General features: G+C 39.4%; 15 protein-coding genes. 9 read left to right on the plus strand and 6 right to left on the minus strand.

The window, feature by feature from the left end; translation table 11 throughout:
* The 4 genes from H9N25_RS13970 to H9N25_RS13985 all read right to left on the minus strand — a co-directional run bounded on the left by H9N25_RS13970 (position 1) and on the right by H9N25_RS13985 (position 4,701).
* Entirely contained in the window at positions 1–1,893 is a 1,893-nt protein-coding gene (locus H9N25_RS13970) for an amidohydrolase (RefSeq protein WP_190326301.1), read from the minus strand.
* Between the two features lie 27 nt (positions 1,894–1,920).
* A complete protein-coding gene (locus tag H9N25_RS13975) occupies positions 1,921–2,661 on the minus strand; it encodes a M17 family peptidase N-terminal domain-containing protein (RefSeq protein ID WP_190326302.1) in 741 nt (246 codons plus the stop codon).
* Between the two features lie 11 nt (positions 2,662–2,672).
* Positions 2,673–3,962, minus strand: a complete 1,290-nt coding sequence (locus H9N25_RS13980) for an alginate export family protein (protein ID WP_223833389.1) — start codon at positions 3,960–3,962, stop codon at positions 2,673–2,675.
* Positions 3,963–4,068: 106 nt separating this feature from the next.
* Positions 4,069–4,701: a hydrolase gene (locus tag H9N25_RS13985; protein WP_190326304.1), complete on the minus strand. Its 633-nt coding sequence runs from the start codon at positions 4,699–4,701 to the stop codon at positions 4,069–4,071.
* A gap of 548 nt (positions 4,702–5,249) precedes the next feature.
* Between H9N25_RS13985 and H9N25_RS13990 the strand changes: the two genes are divergently transcribed.
* From H9N25_RS13990 to H9N25_RS14005, 4 genes are all read left to right on the plus strand, one after another.
* Entirely contained in the window at positions 5,250–6,941 is a 1,692-nt protein-coding gene (locus tag H9N25_RS13990; protein WP_190326305.1) for a sigma-54 interaction domain-containing protein, read from the plus strand.
* A 6-nt stretch (positions 6,942–6,947) separates the two neighbouring features.
* Positions 6,948–9,302, plus strand: a complete 2,355-nt coding sequence (locus tag H9N25_RS13995; protein ID WP_190326306.1) for a tetratricopeptide repeat-containing sensor histidine kinase — start codon at positions 6,948–6,950, stop codon at positions 9,300–9,302.
* A gap of 6 nt (positions 9,303–9,308) precedes the next feature.
* Entirely contained in the window at positions 9,309–11,222 is a 1,914-nt protein-coding gene (locus H9N25_RS14000) for a sigma 54-interacting transcriptional regulator (protein ID WP_190326307.1), read from the plus strand.
* Positions 11,223–11,398: 176 nt separating this feature from the next.
* On the plus strand, positions 11,399–13,351 hold the full coding sequence (locus tag H9N25_RS14005) for a sigma 54-interacting response regulator (RefSeq protein WP_190326308.1): 1,953 nt from the start codon (positions 11,399–11,401) through the stop codon (positions 13,349–13,351).
* A gap of 31 nt (positions 13,352–13,382) precedes the next feature.
* On the opposite strand, the gene H9N25_RS14010 is transcribed toward H9N25_RS14005, so the two are convergent.
* Entirely contained in the window at positions 13,383–15,005 is a 1,623-nt protein-coding gene (locus tag H9N25_RS14010; RefSeq protein ID WP_190326309.1) for a Na+/H+ antiporter, read from the minus strand.
* 483 nt (positions 15,006–15,488) lie between these two features.
* Between H9N25_RS14010 and H9N25_RS14015 the strand changes: the two genes are divergently transcribed.
* The gene (locus H9N25_RS14015) at positions 15,489–16,307 is read left to right on the plus strand and encodes an alpha/beta fold hydrolase (protein ID WP_190326310.1); all 819 of its coding nucleotides are present in this window, start codon (positions 15,489–15,491) and stop codon (positions 16,305–16,307) included.
* A 365-nt stretch (positions 16,308–16,672) separates the two neighbouring features.
* On the opposite strand, the gene H9N25_RS14020 is transcribed toward H9N25_RS14015, so the two are convergent.
* Positions 16,673–18,082, minus strand: a complete 1,410-nt coding sequence (locus H9N25_RS14020) for an alpha-L-fucosidase (RefSeq protein ID WP_167295370.1) — start codon at positions 18,080–18,082, stop codon at positions 16,673–16,675.
* 236 nt (positions 18,083–18,318) lie between these two features.
* Here H9N25_RS14020 and H9N25_RS14025 point away from each other — a divergent pair, with 236 nt between their 5' ends.
* The 4 genes from H9N25_RS14025 (at position 18,319) to H9N25_RS14040 (ending at position 22,802) form a co-directional block, all read left to right on the plus strand.
* Positions 18,319–19,752, plus strand: coding sequence for a sensor histidine kinase (locus tag H9N25_RS14025; protein WP_190326311.1), 1,434 nt, complete (start codon positions 18,319–18,321; stop codon positions 19,750–19,752).
* A 13-nt stretch (positions 19,753–19,765) separates the two neighbouring features.
* A complete protein-coding gene (locus tag H9N25_RS14030; RefSeq protein WP_167295372.1) occupies positions 19,766–20,470 on the plus strand; it encodes a response regulator transcription factor in 705 nt (234 codons plus the stop codon).
* A 596-nt stretch (positions 20,471–21,066) separates the two neighbouring features.
* Positions 21,067–22,398 carry an L-lysine 6-transaminase gene (gene lat / locus H9N25_RS14035; protein WP_190326312.1) on the plus strand — a complete coding sequence of 444 codons (1,332 nt, stop codon included), beginning with the start codon at positions 21,067–21,069 and terminating at the stop codon, positions 22,396–22,398.
* A 2-nt stretch (positions 22,399–22,400) separates the two neighbouring features.
* Entirely contained in the window at positions 22,401–22,802 is a 402-nt protein-coding gene (locus H9N25_RS14040) for a hypothetical protein (protein ID WP_190326313.1), read from the plus strand.
* The last annotated feature ends 608 nt before the right edge of the window (positions 22,803–23,410 follow it).

A 23,410-nucleotide genomic window follows, 5' to 3' on the forward strand; every position in this document is an offset into this window, starting at 1 on the left:
TTAAAAAGCAAAGCATGAGCAGCCCAGAGCGCCCCAAAATGCGGTGTAATTGTTTACAGGGAGGTTGCTGGCCCTTACTGCATCGTGATTATGGTTATGGACATTACAGCTACCCACGCAGGAATGCACCATTGCTAAAACGGAACCGGATCCGTTTGCCCCTTTTGTTTTTCCTTGCTGATCTGTTTTATGCATCAATGGAGAATAATATCCATTATAGTTTTTGGTTGGCGACCAGTCTGGAAGAATCGGGATTTTTGGCGGTGAAAACGAAGAGAAATCACCTTTTGCATACACAATTTTGCCATCAACAATTGTTAAATCAGATTCGATACTTTTGATCTGTTCGTCGGTAACTTCGAAGTAATCGTGATTTAAAACAGCCAAATCTGCCAGCATGCCTACTTTGATATCGCCCTTTTTTTGCTGCTCGTTCGAAAACCAGGCACTGCCTCTGGTGTACAGTTCTAAAGCGGTTTCTCTTGATAAAACGGTTTCTTCACTGTAGATTTTTAAGCCACCAACTGTTTTACCGGCAGTTAACCAAAACATCGAAACCCATGGGTTGTAACTGCTTACGCGTGTGGCATCAGAGCCTCCGCCAACGGGAACTTCCATTTCGAGCATCTTTTTTACCGGCGGCGTTTGTAAGGCAGCTTTTGCACCATATCTTTCAGTAAAATATTCGCCCTGATAGGCCATCCTGCTCTGGATCGCTATACCGCCACCTAAAGCTTTTACACGCTCAATGTTCCGTTCGTCGATGGTTTCGGCATGATCGAAAATCCATGGCAAACCAGCGAAAGGAATATCTCTATTTACCTTTTCGAAAACATTTAGAAAGCGGCTGATACTTTCATTATAAGTGGCGTGAAGCCTGAATGGCCATCTTTTTTCGACCAGCAAACGTACTACACGTTCCAGTTCAGGCTCCATATTATCCGAAAGGTCTGGCCGTGGCTGAAGAAAATCTTCGAAATCGGCTGCCGAGAAAACCAGCATCTCGCCTGCCCCGTTGTGGCGGTACATATCATCTCCCTGATAAAGTTTTACAGTATTGGTCCAGTTATCAAAATCTTCAAATTCCTGTTTTGGGCGTTGTGTAAACAAGTTATAAGCAATGCGAACAGTAAGTTGTTTTTGCTCATTTAATTCGTTTACAACTTTATAATCGTCGGGGAAATTCTGAAAACCTCCACCAGCGTCAATTACACTGGTAATCCCGAAACGGTTCAGTTCTGTCATAAAATGACGGGTAGAATTTATCTGATGTTCGTAAGAAAGTTTCGGACCTTTTGCCAGCGTAGAATATAGAATCATCGCATTCGGGCTCGCGATAATCAATCCGGTAGGTTCCCCATTCATATCTCTTTGAATTTCTCCACCCGGAGGCGCAGGCGTATCTTTGGTATATCCAACGGCTTTAAGTGCAGCGCGGTTCATAAAAGCACGATCGTATAAGTGCAGAATAAACACAGGTGTTTCGGGCGCAATGGCATTTATTTCTTCCAGGGTAGGCATTCTCCTTTCAGCAAACTGAAATTCAGACCAGCCCCCAACTACGCGCACCCATTGTGGTGATGGGGTAATATCTACCTGCTCCTTAAGCATCCGCAAGGCATCGGCCAGTGACGGAACACCATCCCAGCGTAATTCCAGATTGAAATTTAACCCACCACGGATTAAATGAATATGGGAGTCGTTAATCCCAGGGACTACACGTTTTTTACCAAGGTCAATCAGCCTCGTTGCAGAACCCGAAAAATTCATGATGTCGCTATCACGACCAACAGCGATAAACTTGCCATCTTTAATGGCAACAGCTGTTATTTCTTCCTTGTGCTTCGTAATGGTATGAACTTTACCATTGAATAAAATTACATCTGCAGTCATGGTATCTTCTATTTAGATTTCGAGATCTTAATTTTTAATGGCAGCAATTGCTTCCTGAATGCCTTCTCCAGCTGTTGTAAAAAATGCTGGCCCTGCTAAAAGCATGACTTTCGCTACTGGCTTAAAGGTTGACATGTTCTTTTCTTTTAACCAGGTTTGGGTTCTGTAGGCTTCGAAAATGCCTTTTACAACATTACCTGCAACCAATGCCGTTGGCGAGTCGATCCCTGCATCTTTTAAATCACTTGCAAAAGAAAAGTTATCTACACCAAGTTTAAGCGCTTCTCTCATGGCGATGCTGCCTACTCCGGTCATCAGTTCTGGTGTAAATTTATTCCGATCGCCAAGACCAATTAAAAGCAGGCGTTTACCACCTATAGTACCCTTTGGCGGAGAAATTAAAATGGTTTCGTTGGCGTGACCAAGAAATTTCCCGCTTTTGCGAATTTCAGTGATCAAACCTTTCATATCCTGATCTAGGTGTACCAAACCATTTAATGCAGGCGGAAGTGCTGGTGGTGAGTTAAAAATATCTCCTTCTGTATATTCGAAAACACAGGCAACCTGTAAATCACTAACCTGCGCCGATGGTCCCTGAACAACACCTTCGATGGCAATTCCATCTACTGTACCCCAAACTTTAGCCGTTCCTATTGCGGTTGTGTTTTGTGCAAATGCTGTTCCTGTAACAAATACAGAAAATATGATGATGGCTAGCCTGAAGTTTTGGAAAGCAGTTATTGATTGTTTAGCGAAGTTATTTTTCATTTTCTTATTGTTTAAAATTTGTATGATACCTGAGCATTAAAAAACTTTGAATTGTCCCAGAGTGGTACGATATCTTTTATAAAATCACCTACCCTGAAATATTGCCCCCCACAACCGAATGAAAGGTTGTTATTGAATTTATAATCTGCACTGAGCAGATAAGTGGTACCGATAAAGCGGTGATCGGAAAGGGAACCTGCTGTGTTATAATTTCCGCTCGGGCGATAGATGCCATCATTTGTTGAATACCTCCAGTTGAAAACAACATCAGTCTGTACGCTTAATTTATCAGTTAAGGTTAGTGTTAAGTATGGATGCAGATCAATTAAATTCGAGGGTCCGATGAGTGGGTTAAAGCCAAAATACCCTCCTTTCGGATATAAAGGGTTAAAGGTCTGTAGCTTTCCATTACCTGCTTTCTGGTCGCCTGAAATATAATCGTTCCGAAGGTTGATGGATGGCTTAAACCTGGTTTGTTCGAAAGTATAACCCAATTCAATAGCCATCGTCCAGGCATTAATATTACCATTTCCAAACCTACCAAACTGGTAGGCCGCTTCTACATTATAGATAAAACCACCGCCACTTTTCCAATACCGGGTAGCTACCGTATGCCGTACTTCTTTTGCTATGCCTTCTTCAAATTCAGCATCGTCACGCCTGATGCCTAAATAATAGAAATCAAAGTTTCCACCTTTTTCGATATTGAGATTTGAATAAGCTCCCCAAAGATTGGCCTGATGGCTGGGGCGATTATCAAATACCCCAAAATTAACTTCATCGGCTTCTAAAACAAATGCATCTAACGAAAACCGTGGTGTTGCATACATCAGCTTGGCTCCTGTAAAGTATTGCCGGACTGTTGTACCCTCCCGCACAGAAATTAACCTGCCCGAACCGTAATTTATTTCCTGCCTGCCCACCCGAACGGCTAATTTGTTTAATGAATCTTTAAGTATCCTATATTCTGCGAAAAGGTTTTGAACGGCAAGCTGATCCTCATCAACCGGAGATGGCCCATATTTACTGCCGTTTTCGAGCGCACTGTTTATCTGGGCAAAAAACCGCAGTCTTTCTCCAATATTTAAATCGGCATAAAGCGAATAGCGCTGTAAAAAAGAATAATTAAACCCCTGATCCTTAATCCAATCCTCATTAATTTTTCCTCCATATTCCTCCCTGATCTCGCCACCAAAACTGAGGTATACTTTTTTATTAACCGAAAGCGGCAGGAACTTTAATGTATTATAGAAGTTCCTCGCCGAATCTTTCAGGTTGCTATAATCCTCATCGTAGCGCATAAGCCTGATGCTTTGGCCGGATGCACTTGTTATTGAAAAGCAAGTACAAACTACTGCTATGATCGCCAAACGGGGATAATCAGTTCTCATTTTATGTAAATGAGGATTAGTGTTTTACCATTTTGTGTGCATACTGGATACCAAGACCATAACCTGCACCGTATTTTTTCATCAGTGTGGTTACAGGCTCATAGGTTCCGGTTCTGGCCCAATCTCTTTGAAGTTCAAGGATGTACTGCACAGAGGTTACCGGTTTTACACCAGCATGCACCATTCGTTGAACTGCACGCTCATGCGCCTCATTGCTTACATCTCCACAGGCATCAGTAATTACGAAAACGTCAAAACCTTCTGATAAGGCTGATAAAGCCGGACCAACGATACAAACACCTGTCCAAAGGCCTGCCAATACAAGTTTCTTTTTTCCGGTTGCAGTGATTGCTTTGTAAGCGGGTTCATCTTCCCAGGTATTCATCGAAGTTCTATCGATATAATTTGAGGTAGCCTGGGGATAAAATTCTTCAATCTCTGGAAAAACAGGGCCAGCAAACGATTCTTCAGCAACTGTGGTTACGATAGTGGGTACGTTAAAGATTTTAGATGCACCACAGATAATGGCTACATTGGTACGAAGTTCGGTAATAGAGATGCTTTTGGTTGCAAAAGCCATTTGTCCTTCAAAATCGATTAATACCAATGCGTGGTTTTCTGGAGATAATAAGTCTGGTGATGGTTTCATAATTAAATATTTTTTGTTTCCCTCACTGTTCCAAGAAACATACCACCAAACAAACAACTACATATCAGCAACTTACAAAAAAAAGCATAAAATATGATTAACTATATATCGTTGATTTACGAATTTGAATATTGCTTTTTAATACAAAAGATACAATGGGAAAGGTGTGTGTTGCCTACAGAGAAATCGGAGAAAGATACAAAGGCGCAGCGTTGGGTATTTAGTTAATTTTCTGAATAGCAATTTGATTGAGGTATCGTCATTCCTCCTCAGCAATGAAGACCTATTTTTGGGTTTTGCTATTATTTGATCGGAAAGATGCTGACCACGAAGTAGCTATTAGACCTTAAAACAATAAAAATTGCGAAAAAAACAAGTTCAGCAAGACAACACAGGGATAATAACGAAATAAAAAATAAAATATTAACACAAAAATACCGCATAACATACTAAATATCAGCATTAAAAACAAATAAATAACGAAATTTCGCTACCTATTTAACGAACAAAAAATAATTAATTAAAATAATAAACCCTAATTTAGCGACATGGAAAGCAAGGGTAATTTAGCTGAAACTCAAAATCAAGAACATACCATCCAGAATATTGATGGAGCGACTGCACTTGAAATCGAAAATGCACGCTTATTTAAAAAACTCGAACAAAAAGAAAGGGAAAATGCAGTTTTGTTATCGTTAAGCAACTCCATTGCTTCCATCAGGAATAAACTTGATCTCTTCGATGTCATCGATCAAAAGTTAAAAAAACTATTTGATTTTGATGATTTCGTGATCTGTTTGATTAATGATGATCAGGAAACCCATAGTGCTTTTATCTACAACCAAAAAGAAGATTTCCTTAAAACTACAGGTATAGCACCAGAATCATCTAAGAAATATACGCTCGATGACGGTATGTGCAGGGCGATAATCTCATCGGAAAAACCGACTGTTTTCAATGTTGAAGAAGTTTTAATGTGGGATGATGCACCTGCCTGGCTGGAATTTTGGTACAATAAAGGTATTAAAGAAATGATCGGGCTCAAAATGGTCGACAGATCGGGTTGTATCGGTTTCTTTTACCTATATATTAAAAACGCAAACTCACTATCGAACATTTATTTTGATTTGCTTCAGGGCATTTCGCTGCAAATCTCAATAGCCATATCGAACATCCTGGCCAATGAAAAAATTGAATTACAGCTGGCAGAAATCAATCAATACAAACAAAAACTAGAAGATGAGAAAACTTACCTAAAAGAAGAGATCCAACATAAATACAACCATACTGAGATCATCGGACAAAGCGAATCGTTAAAAAGCATTTTTCACCTGGTAGATGCCGTGGCAGCTACTGATAGTACAGTATTGATTATTGGAGAAACAGGAACAGGAAAAGAACTCATCGCAAGGGCCTTACACAACTCATCACTTCGCCACAATGAACTGATGGTTAAAATCAATTGTGCCGCAATCCCTGCCAGCCTGGCTGAAAGCGAACTTTTTGGACATGAAAAAGGCAGCTTTACAGGCGCAACAGAACGGCGGATCGGAAAATTCGAGCTGGCCCATAATGGCACGCTGTTTTTGGATGAAATTGGTGAGCTCTCGCTAGACCTTCAGGTGAAACTACTTAGGGCACTCCAGGAAAAGGAAATAGAACGCATTGGTGGTAAGGGCGTAATTAAAACGAATGTTAGAATTATAGCTGCAACCAACAGGAATCTGTTAAAAGAGATAGAAAAAGGAAATTTCAGAAGTGATCTCTATTACAGATTAAACGTATTCCCAATTTCAATCCCGCCGCTAAGGGATCGGTTGGATGACATCCCGCCGCTAACAACCTTCTTCATTGAACGCATTTCCAAAAAAACCGGGCGACAGGTAAACGCTATTTCCAAAAGCGCCTTGAACAAACTGATGCTCTACCCCTGGCCAGGAAATGTAAGGGAGCTGGAGCACCTAATTGAGCGGAGCATACTATTAACATCGGGCAACATATTAAAAGAGATACACCTGCCTAAAATAGATAGAAATGAAGCCATTAACGGTTCGGAGGAGCAAAAAATCAAAAGCATCCACGAAAACGAGCGAGATCATATCTTGGCAATATTAAAACATTGTAAGGGCAAAATATCCGGTGTCGGTGGGGCTGCCGAAATGTTACACATCCCAGCGACTACCCTTAACTCAAAAATTAAAAAATTTAAAATTAAACGGGAGCATATCCTGAATAGGTAAATTTGAATGATCGAATTAAATAGTTTGCTTAAAAAAGCCGGAACAGTAAAGTACATCAATAAAATGGTGGTTTTCTCTGTTGTACTTAGTTCTTTTATTCTAATTCTCATTAAGAGCAATAACAGTTTGGCCAGAAATCAGGTAAACAACTTAAATGCCAAGGATTCACTTCAAAAGCTAAACAAACTTCTTGCAAACGCTGAGCCTGATACAAACCAGGTAAAATACCTGATCAAAATTTCCGATCATTTCATTAATCAACAAGAAGACCAACCAGAAAATTTAGCAAAGGCATTACCTTACCTGAAAAAAGCACTTACCTTAAGTAATCAACTCGGATCGTTAAACTGGGAATTTCGAACACTTATGCTTTACGCCCGGTTTTTAAACAAAAAACATTTGCGGGTGCAGCAGGCACTCACCTACGAAAAGGCAATCGTTATTGCACAAAAAACCGGAAACAAACGTTTTGAAGCCAGCGCATGGTATTCGTATTACATCAATGTTCCCGATACCGTTTCGGATTATAAAAACAAAACATTTTACAACCGGGCAGCCACTGCACATGCCTTATATAAAGAAATCGGCACCTCTTTCCAGGAAAAATACAGGGAGGCAACACTCCTAAAAGCAATGGCCGACTTCCATTTAGAGGAAGAAAAATTTGATTTATCAATAAAAGAGCTTTTTGAAGTAATAGCGCTGGATAAAAAATTTAAACTCCCAGACCTCCCAATGGCTTACGATTTACTTTCGGCAGTTTACGAACGAAAAGGAGAACTAAGCAAGGCCTTAAATTATGCTTTACTAAGTGTAAAAACGGCTCAAAGCAGTCATGAGGAAGTACTCGGCACCTATTTAAACAGAGTAGGTTCTGCCTATGAGGCCATGGGCAAATCTAAAGAAAGTATTACCTGGTACCGTAAAACCCTTGATGGTAGCGATAAAAAAGATCCTTTCCGCTTTGTTACGGCATATGCCATTACGAGCCAAATGATCAAACTAGGTGAAGCCAAAAAAGCACTCTCCATACTTCAAAAAACATGGAACGAAGTGAACAATCCGTCGAGTGAGCATCAATATTTTATGTTTCTGGCATTTGGCGAGTGTTATGCTGCGTTAAAAAAGTACGATCTGGCTAAAAAGTATTTCGACAAACTGCTGGAAGATGCTACATTAAAAACATATTCCAACCCTTTCCAAACTTCAGTTTTCTTCTCTGTAAGCGAATTTTACTTTGCCCAAAACAAATATGAGCTTGCTTTACAATTCGCCGAGAGGGCGAGAGAAAACCAGATCAGCATGACCTTGCCAAGACAGATCCGGTTAAATGAAATTCTTTACAAAATAGATGTATCTACAGATCGTCCGGCCGAAGCCATTATTCACCTGCAAACTTTTCATAAGCTTAGAGATTCTATGCTTAGCCAGGAGAATTTAAACACCATTGAGCGATTGAAGATCGAATTCCAGGCTTCGCAAAAGGAGAATGAAAATGAAATCCTCAGAAAGAAATCACAATTGCAAAGTCAGGAACTTAACCGCATTCAATGGATCAAAAACGCCACTATCGCCGGGCTGGCATTTTTAACTATCGTGCTTGTTTTAATCTATGGCCGATTTCGTTTGAAAAAGAAACTTCATGATACTTTAGTCAGGAAAAAAGCGGATATAGACCTTGCCTACGCCGAACTTGAAGTAAATATTCAACAAAAAAATAATTTAATTGAAGAGAAAGAAAGCCTAATTAAGGAAGTGCACCATCGGGTTAAAAACAACCTGCAGTTAACAATGAGTTTGTTAAACAGCCAAAGTTATTACCTGGAAGATTTATCGGCAATTGAGGCCATAAAAGAAAGTCAGCACCGTTTGAAAAGTATTGCGTTGATTCATCAAAAGCTCTATCAAACAGAAAATCTGGCCACCATCAACATTCAGCCTTATATCGTAGAATTAGTTGAATATTTAAAGGAAAGCCTGAACGACGATAAAAAGATCAGCTTTGAATTGGATATTTTAAATCTCGAACTGGATATTTCGAAAGCTGTTCCGCTTGGCTTAATTATTAACGAGGCGATTACCAATATTTTCAAATACGCTTTCCCCGATAGGCAGGGCGGAAAAGTAATCATTTCTCTAAAAGAATGCCAGGTAGATCATTATCAACTGTTTATTAAGGATAACGGCATTGGTTTACCTGCCGACTTTGATTATGAACAGAGCAACACACTGGGCATTATTTTGATGAAGGGACTAAGTGCCCAAATTGATGGCATTTTCACGATGGAAAGCAATGACGGTGTTTCCTTAAGCCTGACTTTTATGAATAAAAATGAAGATTTATTCCTGTTGAAAGATTAATTAGAGATGAAGACCGAAAAAATTCTAATTGTTGAAGATGAGTTTATCGTTGCGCACGATCTGCAGATGATTTTGCAGCGTGCCGGCTACCATGTTGTTGGCATTGCTGATTCTGTAAAAAATGCGCAAGCCTTATTGGAAAAACATCAGGTAGACCTTGTTCTTTTAGATATTTACCTAAAAGGCCGGTTAACCGGCATTGATCTGGCGCGAGACTTAATGAAAAGTCAAATCCCTTTTATTTATGTCTCCGCAAATTCGAATGAGAAAGTGCTGGAGGCTGCAAAGTCTACCTGCCCGTACGGATTTATTGTTAAGCCTTACCGCGACCGGGATATTTTATTGAGCATTGATATTGCCAGGTACCGCAGGGAAAATAGCAATAACATGAAAATGAGCAGTGAGCGCTTTATGCAGGATTTTATTGTAGATATTTCAATGAAATCATTAACCTGGCAAAAGAAAATATTAGCCATTGCAAGTGCCTTTCAACCTTATATTCCCTTTGATTTTATTGCACTTTCGGGTATTGGGAAAGACGGAAAACGATATAGCGAAATTGGAATCACCAGAAAAAACTTTAATCAGTATGATTTATTTACAGCAAATGAGTTTTTAAAATACACAGGTTTAAGCGTGGCAGAATACGATACCATTAATCAACTGGTACCGGAAACCACCGCTGATGCCATTTACATTGGTGATGATTTTGAAGGGGTTAAAAGGGCCGCTCCAATGAAAAACTTAATCGCCACCACCTATCATCTTTATTCCAATCTGGTTAAAACCTTCTACCTGGAAAATGGCGATCAAATCAGCTTTTCATTTTACAGTAGAACCGAAAATATTTACCAGCCCGCCCACATGGAGCTGCTTAATTTTTTATCAGGCACCTTAGAGAAAAAGCTAGCGCATATTATTGAACTTGAAAAAGCCGGAACGGAATCAGTTTTACATCAAAGCGACTATCCTTTAGCTAAAAAAGATTTTGAAAACATTATCGGTAAAAGCACGGCTTTGCTGAGTGTTTTAGATAAGATTAAGATTGTTGCACCAACCGACACTTCGGTATTGATTACCGGAGATAGCGGAACAGGGAAAGAGGAAATTGCCAAAAGCATTCACCGCCTATCGCATCGAAACACAAAACCGATGGTGGCCGTAAATTGCGCTGCCCTACCAGCTGATTTAATTGAATCTATTTTATTTGGTCACGAAAAAGGTTCATTTACAGGAGCTTTGAACGCGAGAATCGGCAAATTTGAGGAGGCTAATGGAGGCACCATCTTTCTTGATGAAATCGGAGAAATGCCTTTCGACCTTCAGGCAAAGCTTCTCCGGGCTTTACAGGAGAAAGAGATTGAGCGGATTGGTGGCAAACAACCTATTAAAGTCGATTTAAGAATAATTGCGGCAACAAACCTCAATCTGGAGAAAGAGATCGCAAAAGGCAGGTTCAGGCTTGATCTTTTCTATCGTCTTAATGTTTTTCCAATACACGTTCCTCCGCTTTGTCGACGAAAAACCGACATCCCACTATTGGCTGAATATTTTGTTCAGAAACATGCAAAGGCATTAGGAAAAAACATTTCTGAAATTCCCGCTGATTTTATGGATCGGCTGATGTTGTATGATTGGCCAGGCAATATCAGAGAACTGGAACATGTGATGCTGAGGAGTATGCTGCTTTCATCGAATGGAAAACTTAATCCAGATCATTTGGAGCTTGGAATTAAAAACGAGGAGCCCCTTACCCAAAATGGAATAAAAACGATTATCGACAACGAAAGAGATCATATCATCAGGGTTTTAGCGCGCTGCAAAGGAAAGGTTGCTGGCAGCGGTGGTGCAGCCGAGCTCTTAGGCATTCCGGCAACAACATTAAATTCTAAAATTAAAAAGCTGAATATAAAACGTTAGTGACATTTAGTAAATCGACGATATATCATGAATTTAAAAGAAGAACCAAAACAACAATCCGCTGATATACAAAAACTTAAGAACTGGTATTTTTCTTGACTTGAAATGATTGTATTAAACTGCTTAAAGTCTTTGCCGGTTATTGTTTTTTACATTATGCCCGCCTGAAATAGAAAATGAAACAGAAAATCTTAATTGTAGAAGATGAATTTATTGTAGCCAACGATCTGAGGATCATGCTCGAAAAAGCAGGCTATAAAGTGTGTGGGATAGCTCCATCGGTGATAAAAGCGCTTGAGTTAATCTCAACTAAAGAACCCGACTGGATATTATTGGATATCTTTTTGCAGGGCGACAAAACAGGAATTGATTTAGCCGGGCAACTTACCGAAATGGGAATTCCATTTATTTATATTTCTGCAAATACCAACCAGGGAATTCTGGAGGCCGCCAAAGCGACCTTGCCACACGGTTTTTTGGTAAAGCCTTTTCGCGAGAAAGACCTGATGGTAATGCTGGATATTGCCCGTTACAGGCAGGAGCAAAATTTAAAGTACAATCAACATACAGAACCATCGTTTCACAAACAAATTGAATACATCGTAGAAAAGCAGGAACCGGTTTCGGAACGGTTGAAACAAATTAGTACTGTATTACATCCGGTTGTACCTTTCGATTTCCTTTGGATCACCAAATCAAATCCCCGGACGACTACAAAAGACATTAATATTGTGCGTTCGCCTGATGGCAAATTTAACACGCTCAATAATGAAACTTTATTGAAAGAAATTAAAGTTTCCAATCGTGATTTTAAAACATGGAACAGTACTGCGCTTGTTCATAATGGAAAATCAATTTTTAATGGTTATGACTTTAGAAAACTGAGAATGGAAAGCCCCTGGGTACAAGCCCTTTCTGATCATTACCGCCTTGAATCGGCCCTGGTTACCGAAATTAACAGGAATGACGAGCTTTTCCAGTTTGTTTTCTTCAATCACCTTTCTGATTTATATACAAAAGTGCATACCGGAGTTATTAATCAGTTTAAGAAAAGCCTGGAGCTGATTTTGGACCAGGTTATTTACAGAAAAGATATTACGGTAGAAATCCCTGCACCAACCTTACCTGCAGTTGAAGAACTGATTGTTAAAAGAGAGAACCCTGAAATTCCGAAAGATTTTCATGGTATTATCGGGAATAGCACCTTACTGCATGCGGCTTTCAAAAAATTAGAACTGGTGGCACCAGATGATACTTCGGTACTTATCTTAGGAGAAAGTGGTACCGGTAAAGAAAAAATCGCTCAGACTATTCATAAATTATCTCCCCGTAAAAACAAACCCTTAATTACCGTAAACTGTGCAGCATTACCTTTAACCTTAATTGAATCAGAGCTTTTCGGACATGAAAAAGGTGCATTTACAGGTGCGAACGAAAAACGGATCGGGAAATTTGAACAGGCAGATGGTGGTTCGATCTTTTTAGATGAGATAGGCGAACTCCCTTTTGAGGCACAGGTAAAATTATTAAGGGTGCTTCAGGAAAAAGAAATTGAGCGTTTAGGCGGAAATTATACCAAAAAGATAAATGTCAGGATTATAACCGCCACCAACCGAAACCTTGAAAAAGAAGTATCAGATGGCAGATTCCGCCTGGATTTATATTATCGGTTAAATGTTTTCCCTATTGAATTGCCCACATTGAGGCAACGTAAGGAAGATATTCCAGCGCTAGCGACCTATTTCATTTATAAATACGGCAAAAAAAGTTCATCTGCTGTTACCGGAATCTCTACTGAAGCCCTGCACAAATTACAGCTATACGACTGGCCTGGAAATATCAGAGAATTGGAACATTTGATGGAAAGAACGATATTGTTAACCGAAGGAGAAACGATCACCAAAGTTGATCTTCCTAATCCGACATCCACTACAGGTTTTTCCGATGATGATCATTTCAAAATAAAAACGATGGAAGAAATGGAACGGGAACATATATTGAACATTTTGAAAATGTGCAAAGGCAAGATTTTTGGAGCGGGTGGAGCAGCAGAAATCCTGAATATTCCGTCAACTACGTTAAATTCGAAAATTAAAAAATTAGGAATAAAATTCGAATTTGTTAAATAGCATCATTTACATTAGCACAAATTAAAATAATCTATTTTTTTAAGGCACCCTTGCCATGTGGGATTTTAGTGTCTGATAAATCGATCTGCATTTCCTGCTTTCTAATTACCTCGTCGCTAAATCCTTTTTCCTTACGGATTTTATGCAGCTCTTGCCGTTGTATGTGATAAATATCTTTTAAAATATGATTGTACACTTCCATCTCGGCATTTTCGATTGCTTCGCACTCCATCGACTCCAACCTTCTGGATGCATGGTTTAAACTGTTTTCGAATTCATTTTTCAAACCTTTTACCAAAGCTATCCCCTCAGTCTCTTCAACATACTTTTCTTCTAAGCGGTTTAAAGAAACCTGTAAAAGGCGGAGTTTAATGCTGGCTTCTTGTTGCTCATCGGGCACCAATGGATCAATTTCTTCAATATGAATCATCTTGATAATGTAAGGCAACGTAAGCCCTTGAAAAACCAACGTAACCAAAATAACCACAAATGTGATAAATATGATCAGATTCCGGTGTGGGAAATTAATGTGGGCTGCAGTGGTGAGCGGTAATGAAAGTGCAGCAGCCAATGAAACAACGCCCCGCATTCCGGCCCAACCGATAATCAATGGCCCTTTCCACCCGGGATTAGCCTCCCGCGCCCTCACTTTCTTAAATAACCATCTAGGAACAAAGGCTACCGGATAAATCCAAGCAATACGCAGCACGATAACAAGCACACTAATAATCAGGCCATAACTACAGGCTTCCCAAAGCGAATAGCCTTCTAAACCAGCCATAATGATAGGTAATTCCAATCCGATCAAAATAAATACCAAAGCATTAAGGATAATAGTCAGTGTTGCCCAAACATTGATGGCCTGAAGCCTACTTTGCCCATCTACAAAAATTTCGTGCGAACGATAAGATAAGAACAAACCGCCGCTAACCACGGCCATAACGCCCGAAAAATGGAATTGCTCTGCTGCCAGATACATAAAATAAGGCGAAATTAAAGTGATGGCGGCATCGATACTTGGCGTTGTGGGTAAAAACCGGTGGATAACATACAACACGTGCGCAATGGCCAAACCGATCACAATTCCCATAACGGTACTTAAGAAAAAATCGCCAGCCGCATTTGAAAGTGAAAATTGACCCGTAATCACCGCAGCCAATGCAAACCGGAGTACGATTAAACTGGATGCATCGTTAACCAAGCTTTCGCCTTCTAATATCGTTGTAATGCGCTTCGGAATTTTTATATTTTTAAGTACGGATGTAGCGGCTATAGCATCAGGAGGCGATACAATTCCACCCAACAGAAAGCCCATGGCCAGTGTAAAACCAGGGATCATGGAGGAACTTAAAAATGCAACAGCCAGTGAAGTAATGATTACCAAACCAAAAGCCAGCAAACTAATTGGTCTTCGCCAGCGCCAGAAATCGTTCCAGGAAGTATACCAGGCAGCCTCATACAGTAAAGGCGGTAGAAAAATCAGGAAGATCACTTCAGGATCAATCGACATGGCAGGAATACCTGGAATATAACTGATCCCCAAACCTGCCAGCACTAAAAATATGGGATAGGAAATTTTTACCTTTTGCGCCAACATGATCAACAGGAAAGCTACCGAAAGTAAAATAAGAAACTGAAGAAGGGTATAATGCATGGCTTTTTCTCTCACAAAGAATAAACCACAAATATAATCAACAAATAACCAGTTATTTAAGCTTTAAAGGGCTGTTGTTTCAACAAAACAACTAGCGATATGACGTGATTTTACCTAAAATACTATCGAAACCAGCTACGTAAGCCATTAAGTTGATCAAAGTGCAATACATTGAAACCACTGCTTGAAATTGCTGTTATAATCAATACGATTGTCTTACCTCTAGAGCACAATTAAAAATAACCCACCAAAACCAGCTCTACCGGACACTAACGTAAATTAACGAAATAACGCAAATAATTTATTGAACAAAGAAGAACAATCATCTAAAAACCAACTACTTAACAAAACGGATCACAAATTGTAATATTGGCAGCACAAGATATAACATACAGTTTAGTGATCACCTCAACATCAATTATTGGTTTTAGGTAATTCACAAAAACTGTTTAAACAACTAAAATTAATCTAATAAAAAAAGCTATGAGTACGATTAAAGTAAAAGACGGAACTGAAATTTATTACAAAGATTGGGGAACAGGACAGCCAATCGTTTTCCATCATGGATGGCCTTTATCAGGAGATGATTGGGACACACAAATGATGTTTTTCCTTAAACAGGGATACCGGGTAATTGCACATGACCGCCGTGGACATGGTCGCTCAGGACAGAGTGCCAATGGAAATGATATGGATACTTATGTGGCCGACATTGCAGAACTCACAGCAGCACTCGATTTGAAAGATGCCATTCACATTGGCCACTCAACCGGAGGTGGTGAAGTGATCCGTTACGTTGCAAAACATGGAAAAGGTCGCGTTGCAAAAGCAGTATTGATTAGTGCAGTAACGCCGATTATGATCCAAAACGAAAGCAATCCGGAAGGCGTGCCATTGGCGATATTTGATGAAATCCGTCAGGGTACCGGTTTTACCAGGGCTCAATATTTTTACGATTTCCCGGTAGCGTTTTACGGTTGGAACCGTGAAGGCAAAACAGTTCAGGAAGGGATAAAACACAACTGGTGGCGCCAGGGCATGATGGGTTCTGTATTGGCACATTATGAGGGGATTAAAGCATTTTCGGAATCAGATTTTACCGAAGACTTAAAAAGTGTGGAGATTCCGGTATTGGTATTGCATGGAGAAGACGACCAGATTGTTCCTTTCAACCAGGCACCAAGAGCGGCAAAACTGTTGCCAAACGGAAAATTGATCTCTTACCCAGGTTTCCCTCATGGTATGCCAACTACTGAGGCAGAAACGATTAATAAGGATATTTTAGCCTTTATTAAATCGTAAATATTATAAAACTGTCACATTGAGCCTGTCGAAATTCCTGTATTTTTTATATAGGTTTTTCGAGGGGCTATCAATGACAGATTCTAAAAATCGGCGATCTCGACCAGAGCAACGCGTAGTGGAGGGTTTATAAGCTGGGCAGGTTAACTTAAATGGTGTCGATCCATCATCTGAATGTTCCAACTTCCCAGATAAGGCAGATGCCTTTCCTTAACAGTAAATTTTGAAGGTTTGGTTGATTTTTATGTTAGATTATTTCAAGAATGTTTGTTGGTATCACCTGGACTAGTCAATTTCCGCCTATATCTGTCAAACAAGAGCAGTTAATGAATTCGCCGGGCCAAAAATGATCCGGCTAACACATCTTATTTTCTTTCGTTAAACACCCCAAGTTCAGCAATAGCAGGTGGACTGTCGAAGTCGGTAATGGTTACCTTTATTTTTTCGCACCAGATGCGCTCGAACCTAAAAATGCTCACCTTTTTCTCTCCTTCATTTTTTGCAGCTAATGCATTCCATTTACCATTTGCATAGTACTGTAAACTGTAGGTAGCTTTTCGGTTATTGCCCGCGGTTAGTACCACCATGTTACAGGGAACAGCTTTTTCGAAGTTTAACTCATACCACGGCGATTTTACGGTGTGATTGGAGGACCAGCTTGAACCGAAATCATCATCATTGGCAAAGTCCATGATATTCATATCATCACTCCAGCTGCTGTTACTTTTTACGTGCTTCGCAATGTTACTTGAAATGATTGGCGCAGCGTGCGCCGGAATACGTGGAAGATCTGTAGATTTTTTATAAATCTGGCCCATTTCTTTAAGTGCTGCCAAAGCATTATCATCGATAAGACCGTTTTTACCTGGGGCTACATTGAGAATAAAATTGCAATACGCACCGTTGTATGGAACAATAAATTTATTCACCAGCTCAGGTACATTTTTTACCGGAGTAGAAGGAAAAGAGGTTTTCCAGAACCAGTTGGCCTGAAGCGGAAGACAAGCAAGCGCCGGAAGTTTATTGTTTTCTTTAGAAATAAACTGACCTGCGCCTTGTTCGTAAGATTTGATATCCGTATAAAATAATGCCTGTGTTGGATATTTCGCTGCATTTAAATCCATTACCAAACAGTTAGGCTGTAATGACTTGATTAAATAATATATATCTTCAAAAGGTACCTGATCATAAGAAATCCTTGACCATGGGGCATCCCATCCATCGATAATCAGCGCTGTGATCTCACCATAATTGGTGAGCAGTTCGGTAATCTGATCTTTGATCATTTTAACGCTCGCTGGTGTAATCTGGTTTGGGCGGATGCCATGGTGGGTATCCAATATAGAATAATACAACATTACCTTTAATCCGTTTTTACGGAAAGCATCTGCATATTCCTTAACCACATCGCGCTTTAGCGGCGTATTCATTACATTATATGCTGTAGTTTTAGTATTCCAGATCGGAAAACCACTGTGGTGTTTAGTGGTAAGACAACCATAAGTCATGTTAGCGGATTTTGCCGCTTTTGCCCATTGATCAGCATCGAGTTTTGGTGATTGGAACAATGAAAGATCGGCATCCGGATCAGACCAGTCCTGATCCATAAAAGTAGGCATACCGTAATGGATAAACATGCCCAAACCAAGGTCAACAAAATCCTGCTGAAGCTCAGGCAAGGGTTTATTGGCCGATTTTTGCTGAGCCATTGCCGGGTAAATAGATGTCGTTCCCGAAACGATAAGTAATAATGATAAAATCCTTTTAAAGGTCATCTCTGTTTTTTTTGGTTTACGTATTTGTGTTAGTTAATTAAAAAATGGGACTGATCTGTTTTGTTATTAATTTCGATCAATCAATAGAAATCTGATTTACAGGCAGCATCTAACTTTATTATTCAAAGCTACGGCCGACATCGAAAGAATTTGTCGAACGAAACCGTAACAGAAACCTAACAAAAGCTTAACGTTATGGTATTTATGAAATAATACGGCTATTTTTAAAGGATAAAATGAAAGATCGTATATATAAGTCAGTGGTATTGGTCAGTTTTCTGATTTTGCTTCTGGTACAGCTCAGGTTAACCTATAATTCTTACGTACTAAGGGACAGGGATTATAGTTTAAAGGAAAAAACGCTGATTAATGACGAATATGGGCGCAGTATATCGGAAGATAAAGTTTACAAGGATGGTGGAAAGATTATCGACTCGATCCTCTCCATAAATATGCCTGCGCTCAAACAAGCTTACCTAAGCAATCGGAAAGAATTTGTTAAACTGTCGCAAAGCGTTAGCAATACATTGTTAAAAGACCTGCGAAAGAAAAGCACAATGGATAGTGTTTTCCGGTCGATCGTTAAAAGGAATGGGTTAGATTCCAATCTGCAGTATTTGCTCACCTTCCAGTCAATAGAGATTAACTTTGATACCAATATCGGCAACATCCCCATATTTGACACCAGTACCGATACGTTGTTCAAAGCAGACCAAAAAACACCGTTTGGCGTCATAATTGATGGCACATTGACTGATCCTAACGTTCAGAACAGGGTAACCAACCTCTCTGTTAGCGGCAAACTGGTATACGATTACAGAGTTACCTTTAATCTTTTTGTCGATCCTCCGGGCCGCACATTAAAAGTTGCCTATCAAATGCTGCCAACATTTTTATTGGTTGCACTTTGCATCATTATTATCGTAGGCATTAATTATTACACCTATATCAGCTGGATGCGGCAGAAAAAAGAAACGGATGTTAAATCCGATTTCCTAAACAGTATTAAACATGAATTTAACACCCCCATTACCACCATTTTGGTAGCAAGCAAAAGCCTGCATGAAGATGAGGTGCTTAATGACAGGATACGCGTAAACGCACTCGTAAATATTGTAGAAAGACAGGCCCGACGACTTCACTCCCATATTAACCAGATGCTCGAGATTTCGGAAATCAATAACAACGTCCATCTGGAAGAAACAGACCTTAACTATGCAATTCTTACTTTGGTTAACGACTATAAAATAAAAGTTCAGGCTCCAGACAGCCTTACTTTTGATCCTCATGGTTCGGAAATACTGATTATGATGGATCCTTTTGTATTTACCACCATGTTACAAAATATCCTCGACAACTCCTTTAAGCACAATCATAGCAATATAAAAATGACTGTACTTTTTATCACCACCAATAAAGATGGTTATACCCTTCACATTAAAGATAACGGGAAAGGAATTGAAGACACGATGAAAGAAAAAATATTCGATAAGTTTTTCCGTGCGGGCAAAGATAATGCGGTTTCGGGCTTGGGGCTTGGCTTATATTACGTTAAACAATGTATTGATATTCATGGCTGGGAAATCAGCGTGAGAACAGAACCTGGAAACGGTACCGAATTTCTGGTGCATATCCCTAAGGAGCAAGCTATAATAAGTACAAATCATTAATCCAAAGAATTTTATGCTTTATGATATCGTAATAATTGAAGATGAAATAGACCTGGGTAATGTGATTTCGGAATACCTGAAATTGCGGGGATTTAGTGTGCTATGGTTCAAGACTGCTTCAGAAGCATTGGTATATTATAGCGCAAACCGCCTTGATAACAAATTGGTTATTATTGACATACAGTTGCCAGATATGAACGGCTTTGACCTGGCCTCAGAAATGGTAAAAATCAACGCCAGCCAACCATTTTTCTTTCTTACCGCACACAACGAAAAACAGGACCGTCTTCGCGGTCTCAAGATTGGTGCAATAGATTATATTTCGAAGCCATTCGAAATTGAAGAGCTGGTACTTAGGATAGGCAATATCATCAATAAGTTTTCAGGCGTTCCAACTGTACAATCTTCATCCAGTTCAGGATTTATCAATATAGGCGATATCAGGTACCAAAAAGATCAGCTGTTTCTACAGATGCCCGACAGTAAAGAAGTTTCCTTAACCGTTAGAGAATCGGAAGTATTAGACCGTTTGGCCGGAAATATTAATCAGGTAGTTAAAAAGAAAGATATTTTATTGGCGCTGTGGGGAAATGACGATTATTTTAATGGAAAAAGCCTTGAAGTTTTTATTTCCAGGCTAAGGCGGCTCTTTAAGGCCTCAAACCATGTCAGTATAGAAAACGTATATGGCCTAGGCTACATTCTAAAAGTAAAATGATTGAAAAGGAAGGATATATTTTACAGAATCAGGGCAATCAAAAAAGTTTTCGCCGGAAAACCGAACATCAAAAATTTAAGGTTTATTTCACATACAACAACGTTACCAATTTCCTTAGCGAGATTATCGACAACTTTCAATATTAGGTAAACAAAAAGAACATTGCTACTAAGCTAATTGCTGAATAAAAAGACTTTTCTGCCTAGTTTGATATCAACATACTGGATAAGATTATCTTTAGCACGAATTACTTAACAAGGAATGCAGTCCCAATCCCCTCTTAGAAAAACTACAGAACCTATCAACAATAAGATCGTATTGCAGGGGTTAAATAAACCGCTGTCAATTGACCCCTTTACAATCCGCGACAAGGCAACCGAGCCTATATAGACCACTAAAAAAGGGCTATCTAAAAAACTTTTCGCTGGAATTTCAGCAAAAAAGTTTTCCACATCTGTGAAGTCCAAAACCCAATTTTGTCCATAATCATACTTTAAACAGTTTAAACCTATTTTTTATGTAAAGTGCGCAAAAAGTGCTTAAATTTTGATTTTAGGCACATTTACCTAAATTTGGAATATACCAAATCCAAGTTTATGTATCAACTAACAGTACCTGCAGATCGCGTTAACGAATCGTTAAGTAAACACATTTTGGCCGATGGTTTCGACCTGACTTATGATATGGAAAAAAGTCATGGCGCTTACATTTACGATGCCAAACACAACAGAACTTTACTCGATTTTTTCACTTGTTTTGCTTCCGTTCCTTTAGGCTATAACCACCCTAAAATGATCAACGATGAAGCGTTTAAAAAAAATCTTCTCCTCGCTGCATTAGCTAATCCATCAAACTCTGATGTTTACACCCAGCAGTATGCACAGTTTGTTGAAACATTTTCTAAAGTTGGTATTCCTAATTACCTGCCACATGCTTTTTTTATTGCTGGCGGTGCCTTGGCAGTAGAAAACGCGATTAAGGTTGCCATGGACTGGAAAGTGCAGAAAAACTTTGCAAAAGGGTATACTGAAGAAAAAGGCTTTAAGGTTTTACACTTCGAGAGGGCTTTTCATGGCAGAACGGGTTATACTTTAAGTTTAACCAATACGCTGCCTGATAAAACAAAATGGTTTGCCAAGTTCGATTGGCCAAGGGTGGCTGTTCCAGAAGTTAAATTTCCACTTTCAGGAAATAATTTAAGTCAGGCCATTCAAACCGAGGAAATATCTTTAGCCCAGATCAAAAAAGCCTTTGCTGATAATAAAGACGATATCTGTGCAATAATTGTGGAGCCAATCCAATCTGAAGGTGGAGATAACCATTTACGTGAAGATTTTTTAATCCAGCTTAAAACCTTAGCCGATGAAAATGACGCCTTTTTAATTTACGATGAAGTACAAACCGGTGTTGGTTTAACAGGAAAATTCTGGTGCCATCAGCATTTTAGTGAAAAGGCCCGGCCAGACATTATAGCCTTTGGTAAAAAAATGCAGGTTTGCGGTATCCTTGTTGGCAATAAAGTAGATGAAATTGAAACCAATGTATTTAAAGTACCAAGCCGGATTAACTCAACATGGGGAGGCAATTTGGTTGACATGGTTCGGTCTACACAGATTTTACAAATTGTAGAGGAAGATAACTTGTGCGAAAATGCGGCAAAAGTAGGTACGTATTTAAGAGATCAGTTAGAAAACATATCGAATAAGTTTGATCAAATGACAAATGTGCGCGGAAGAGGCTTATTGTGTTCTTTTGATTTCCCTACAAAAGAAATGCGCAACGCATTTATTGGAAAAGGATTGGAAAACAATGTGATGTTTTTAGGTTGCGGCGAGAAAACCATACGTTTTCGCCCGGCACTTTGCATTGAGCAAAAACATATTGACGAAGGCTTGACGGTTATGGAAAAAATATTGCCTTTATTGTAGGCATGAATAGAAAACTGTTGGTTTATTTCATGGTTGCAGGGGTTTTAGCATTGATCTTTTTCATGGTTAAAGATGTTTTTGATCAACCTGCGATGGAGGATATGAAAGCCGGTTTTAAAGAAATTGCCAGGTATAGAAATGCAAACAATACCGGTCCGGTACAACGGATTTACATCGTAACGGTTAAAGATTCGGTATGGAAAGAAATGGAAGATTATGGCAATTTAATGCCCCATACCAAATACGGCAATACAAAAGTTTATTTCTTCATGCAGGGTGAAAATATTCCAAAAACATTACAGCCAGGAGAAGTAAATTTTGATCCGGCTTTTAACAAGGCCTGCATTGCCTTGTACGAAAAAAGTGCCATGAGCCACGTGGCGTTTAATAAACATCCTTATTAACATGGGATAAAATTGCAGAAGTTAATTGCCCAAAAGATTTAATCCTTATTGATTTGGAAATGGAGCGTCCTGTGTTTTTTGGCATTTTCAATTCTTTTAATCTGTCCGTAGAGTTCCGAAGGACTCTACGGATTATCGCATGGAAAAGAGTCTCTGACTCATTTTTTTGCCATCAAGTTTGAAAACTCATTACCATTAGCCAATTCTTAGAGACGCTGCGCTTAACTCTACGAACAGGATGTTATATACAGAGTCTTGTCCGTAGAGTTCCGAAGGGCTCTACGGATTATCGTATGGAAAAGAGTCTCTGACTCGTTTTTTTGCCATCGAGTTTGAAACTCAATATTATTGGCCAATTCGCAGAGACGCTACGCTTAACTCTACTATATACAGAGTCTGTCCGTAGAGTTCCGAAGGACTCTACGGATTATCGCATGGAAAAGAGTCTCTGACTCGTTTTTTGCCATCGAGTTTGAAACTCAATATTATTGGCCAATTCGTAGAGACGCGACGCTTAACTCTACGAACAGGATGTTTCCTAACCCTAAAAATTAGAGTCTGCCTGTAGAGTTCTCAAAGGCTCTACGGATTATTGCATGGTAAAGAGT

This window comes from Pedobacter riviphilus (assembly GCF_014692875.1).
Classification (GTDB): Bacteria; Bacteroidota; Bacteroidia; order Sphingobacteriales; family Sphingobacteriaceae; genus Pedobacter; species Pedobacter riviphilus.

Excerpts from the sequence above, each read along its gene's own strand:
- H9N25_RS14040 (WP_190326313.1), top strand. The coding sequence starts at position 22,401 with ATGAATAGAAAACTGTTGGTTTATTTCATGGTTGCAGGGGTTTTAGCA.
- H9N25_RS14000 (WP_190326307.1), top strand. The coding sequence starts at position 9,309 with ATGAAGACCGAAAAAATTCTAATTGTTGAAGATGAGTTTATCGTTGCG.
- H9N25_RS13985 (WP_190326304.1), bottom strand. The coding sequence starts at position 4,701 with ATGAAACCATCACCAGACTTATTATCTCCAGAAAACCACGCATTGGTA.
- H9N25_RS14030 (WP_167295372.1), top strand. The coding sequence starts at position 19,766 with ATGCTTTATGATATCGTAATAATTGAAGATGAAATAGACCTGGGTAAT.
- H9N25_RS13975 (WP_190326302.1), bottom strand. The coding sequence starts at position 2,661 with ATGAAAAATAACTTCGCTAAACAATCAATAACTGCTTTCCAAAACTTC.
- H9N25_RS13980 (WP_223833389.1), bottom strand. The coding sequence starts at position 3,962 with ATGCGCTACGATGAGGATTATAGCAACCTGAAAGATTCGGCGAGGAAC.
- H9N25_RS14020 (WP_167295370.1), bottom strand. The coding sequence starts at position 18,082 with ATGACCTTTAAAAGGATTTTATCATTATTACTTATCGTTTCGGGAACG.
- H9N25_RS14025 (WP_190326311.1), top strand. The coding sequence starts at position 18,319 with ATGAAAGATCGTATATATAAGTCAGTGGTATTGGTCAGTTTTCTGATT.
- lat (WP_190326312.1), top strand. The coding sequence starts at position 21,067 with ATGTATCAACTAACAGTACCTGCAGATCGCGTTAACGAATCGTTAAGT.
- H9N25_RS13970 (WP_190326301.1), bottom strand. The coding sequence starts at position 1,893 with ATGACTGCAGATGTAATTTTATTCAATGGTAAAGTTCATACCATTACG.
- H9N25_RS14010 (WP_190326309.1), bottom strand. The coding sequence starts at position 15,005 with ATGCATTATACCCTTCTTCAGTTTCTTATTTTACTTTCGGTAGCTTTC.
- H9N25_RS14015 (WP_190326310.1), top strand. The coding sequence starts at position 15,489 with ATGAGTACGATTAAAGTAAAAGACGGAACTGAAATTTATTACAAAGAT.
- H9N25_RS13990 (WP_190326305.1), top strand. The coding sequence starts at position 5,250 with ATGGAAAGCAAGGGTAATTTAGCTGAAACTCAAAATCAAGAACATACC.
- H9N25_RS14005 (WP_190326308.1), top strand. The coding sequence starts at position 11,399 with ATGAAACAGAAAATCTTAATTGTAGAAGATGAATTTATTGTAGCCAAC.
- H9N25_RS13995 (WP_190326306.1), top strand. The coding sequence starts at position 6,948 with ATGATCGAATTAAATAGTTTGCTTAAAAAAGCCGGAACAGTAAAGTAC.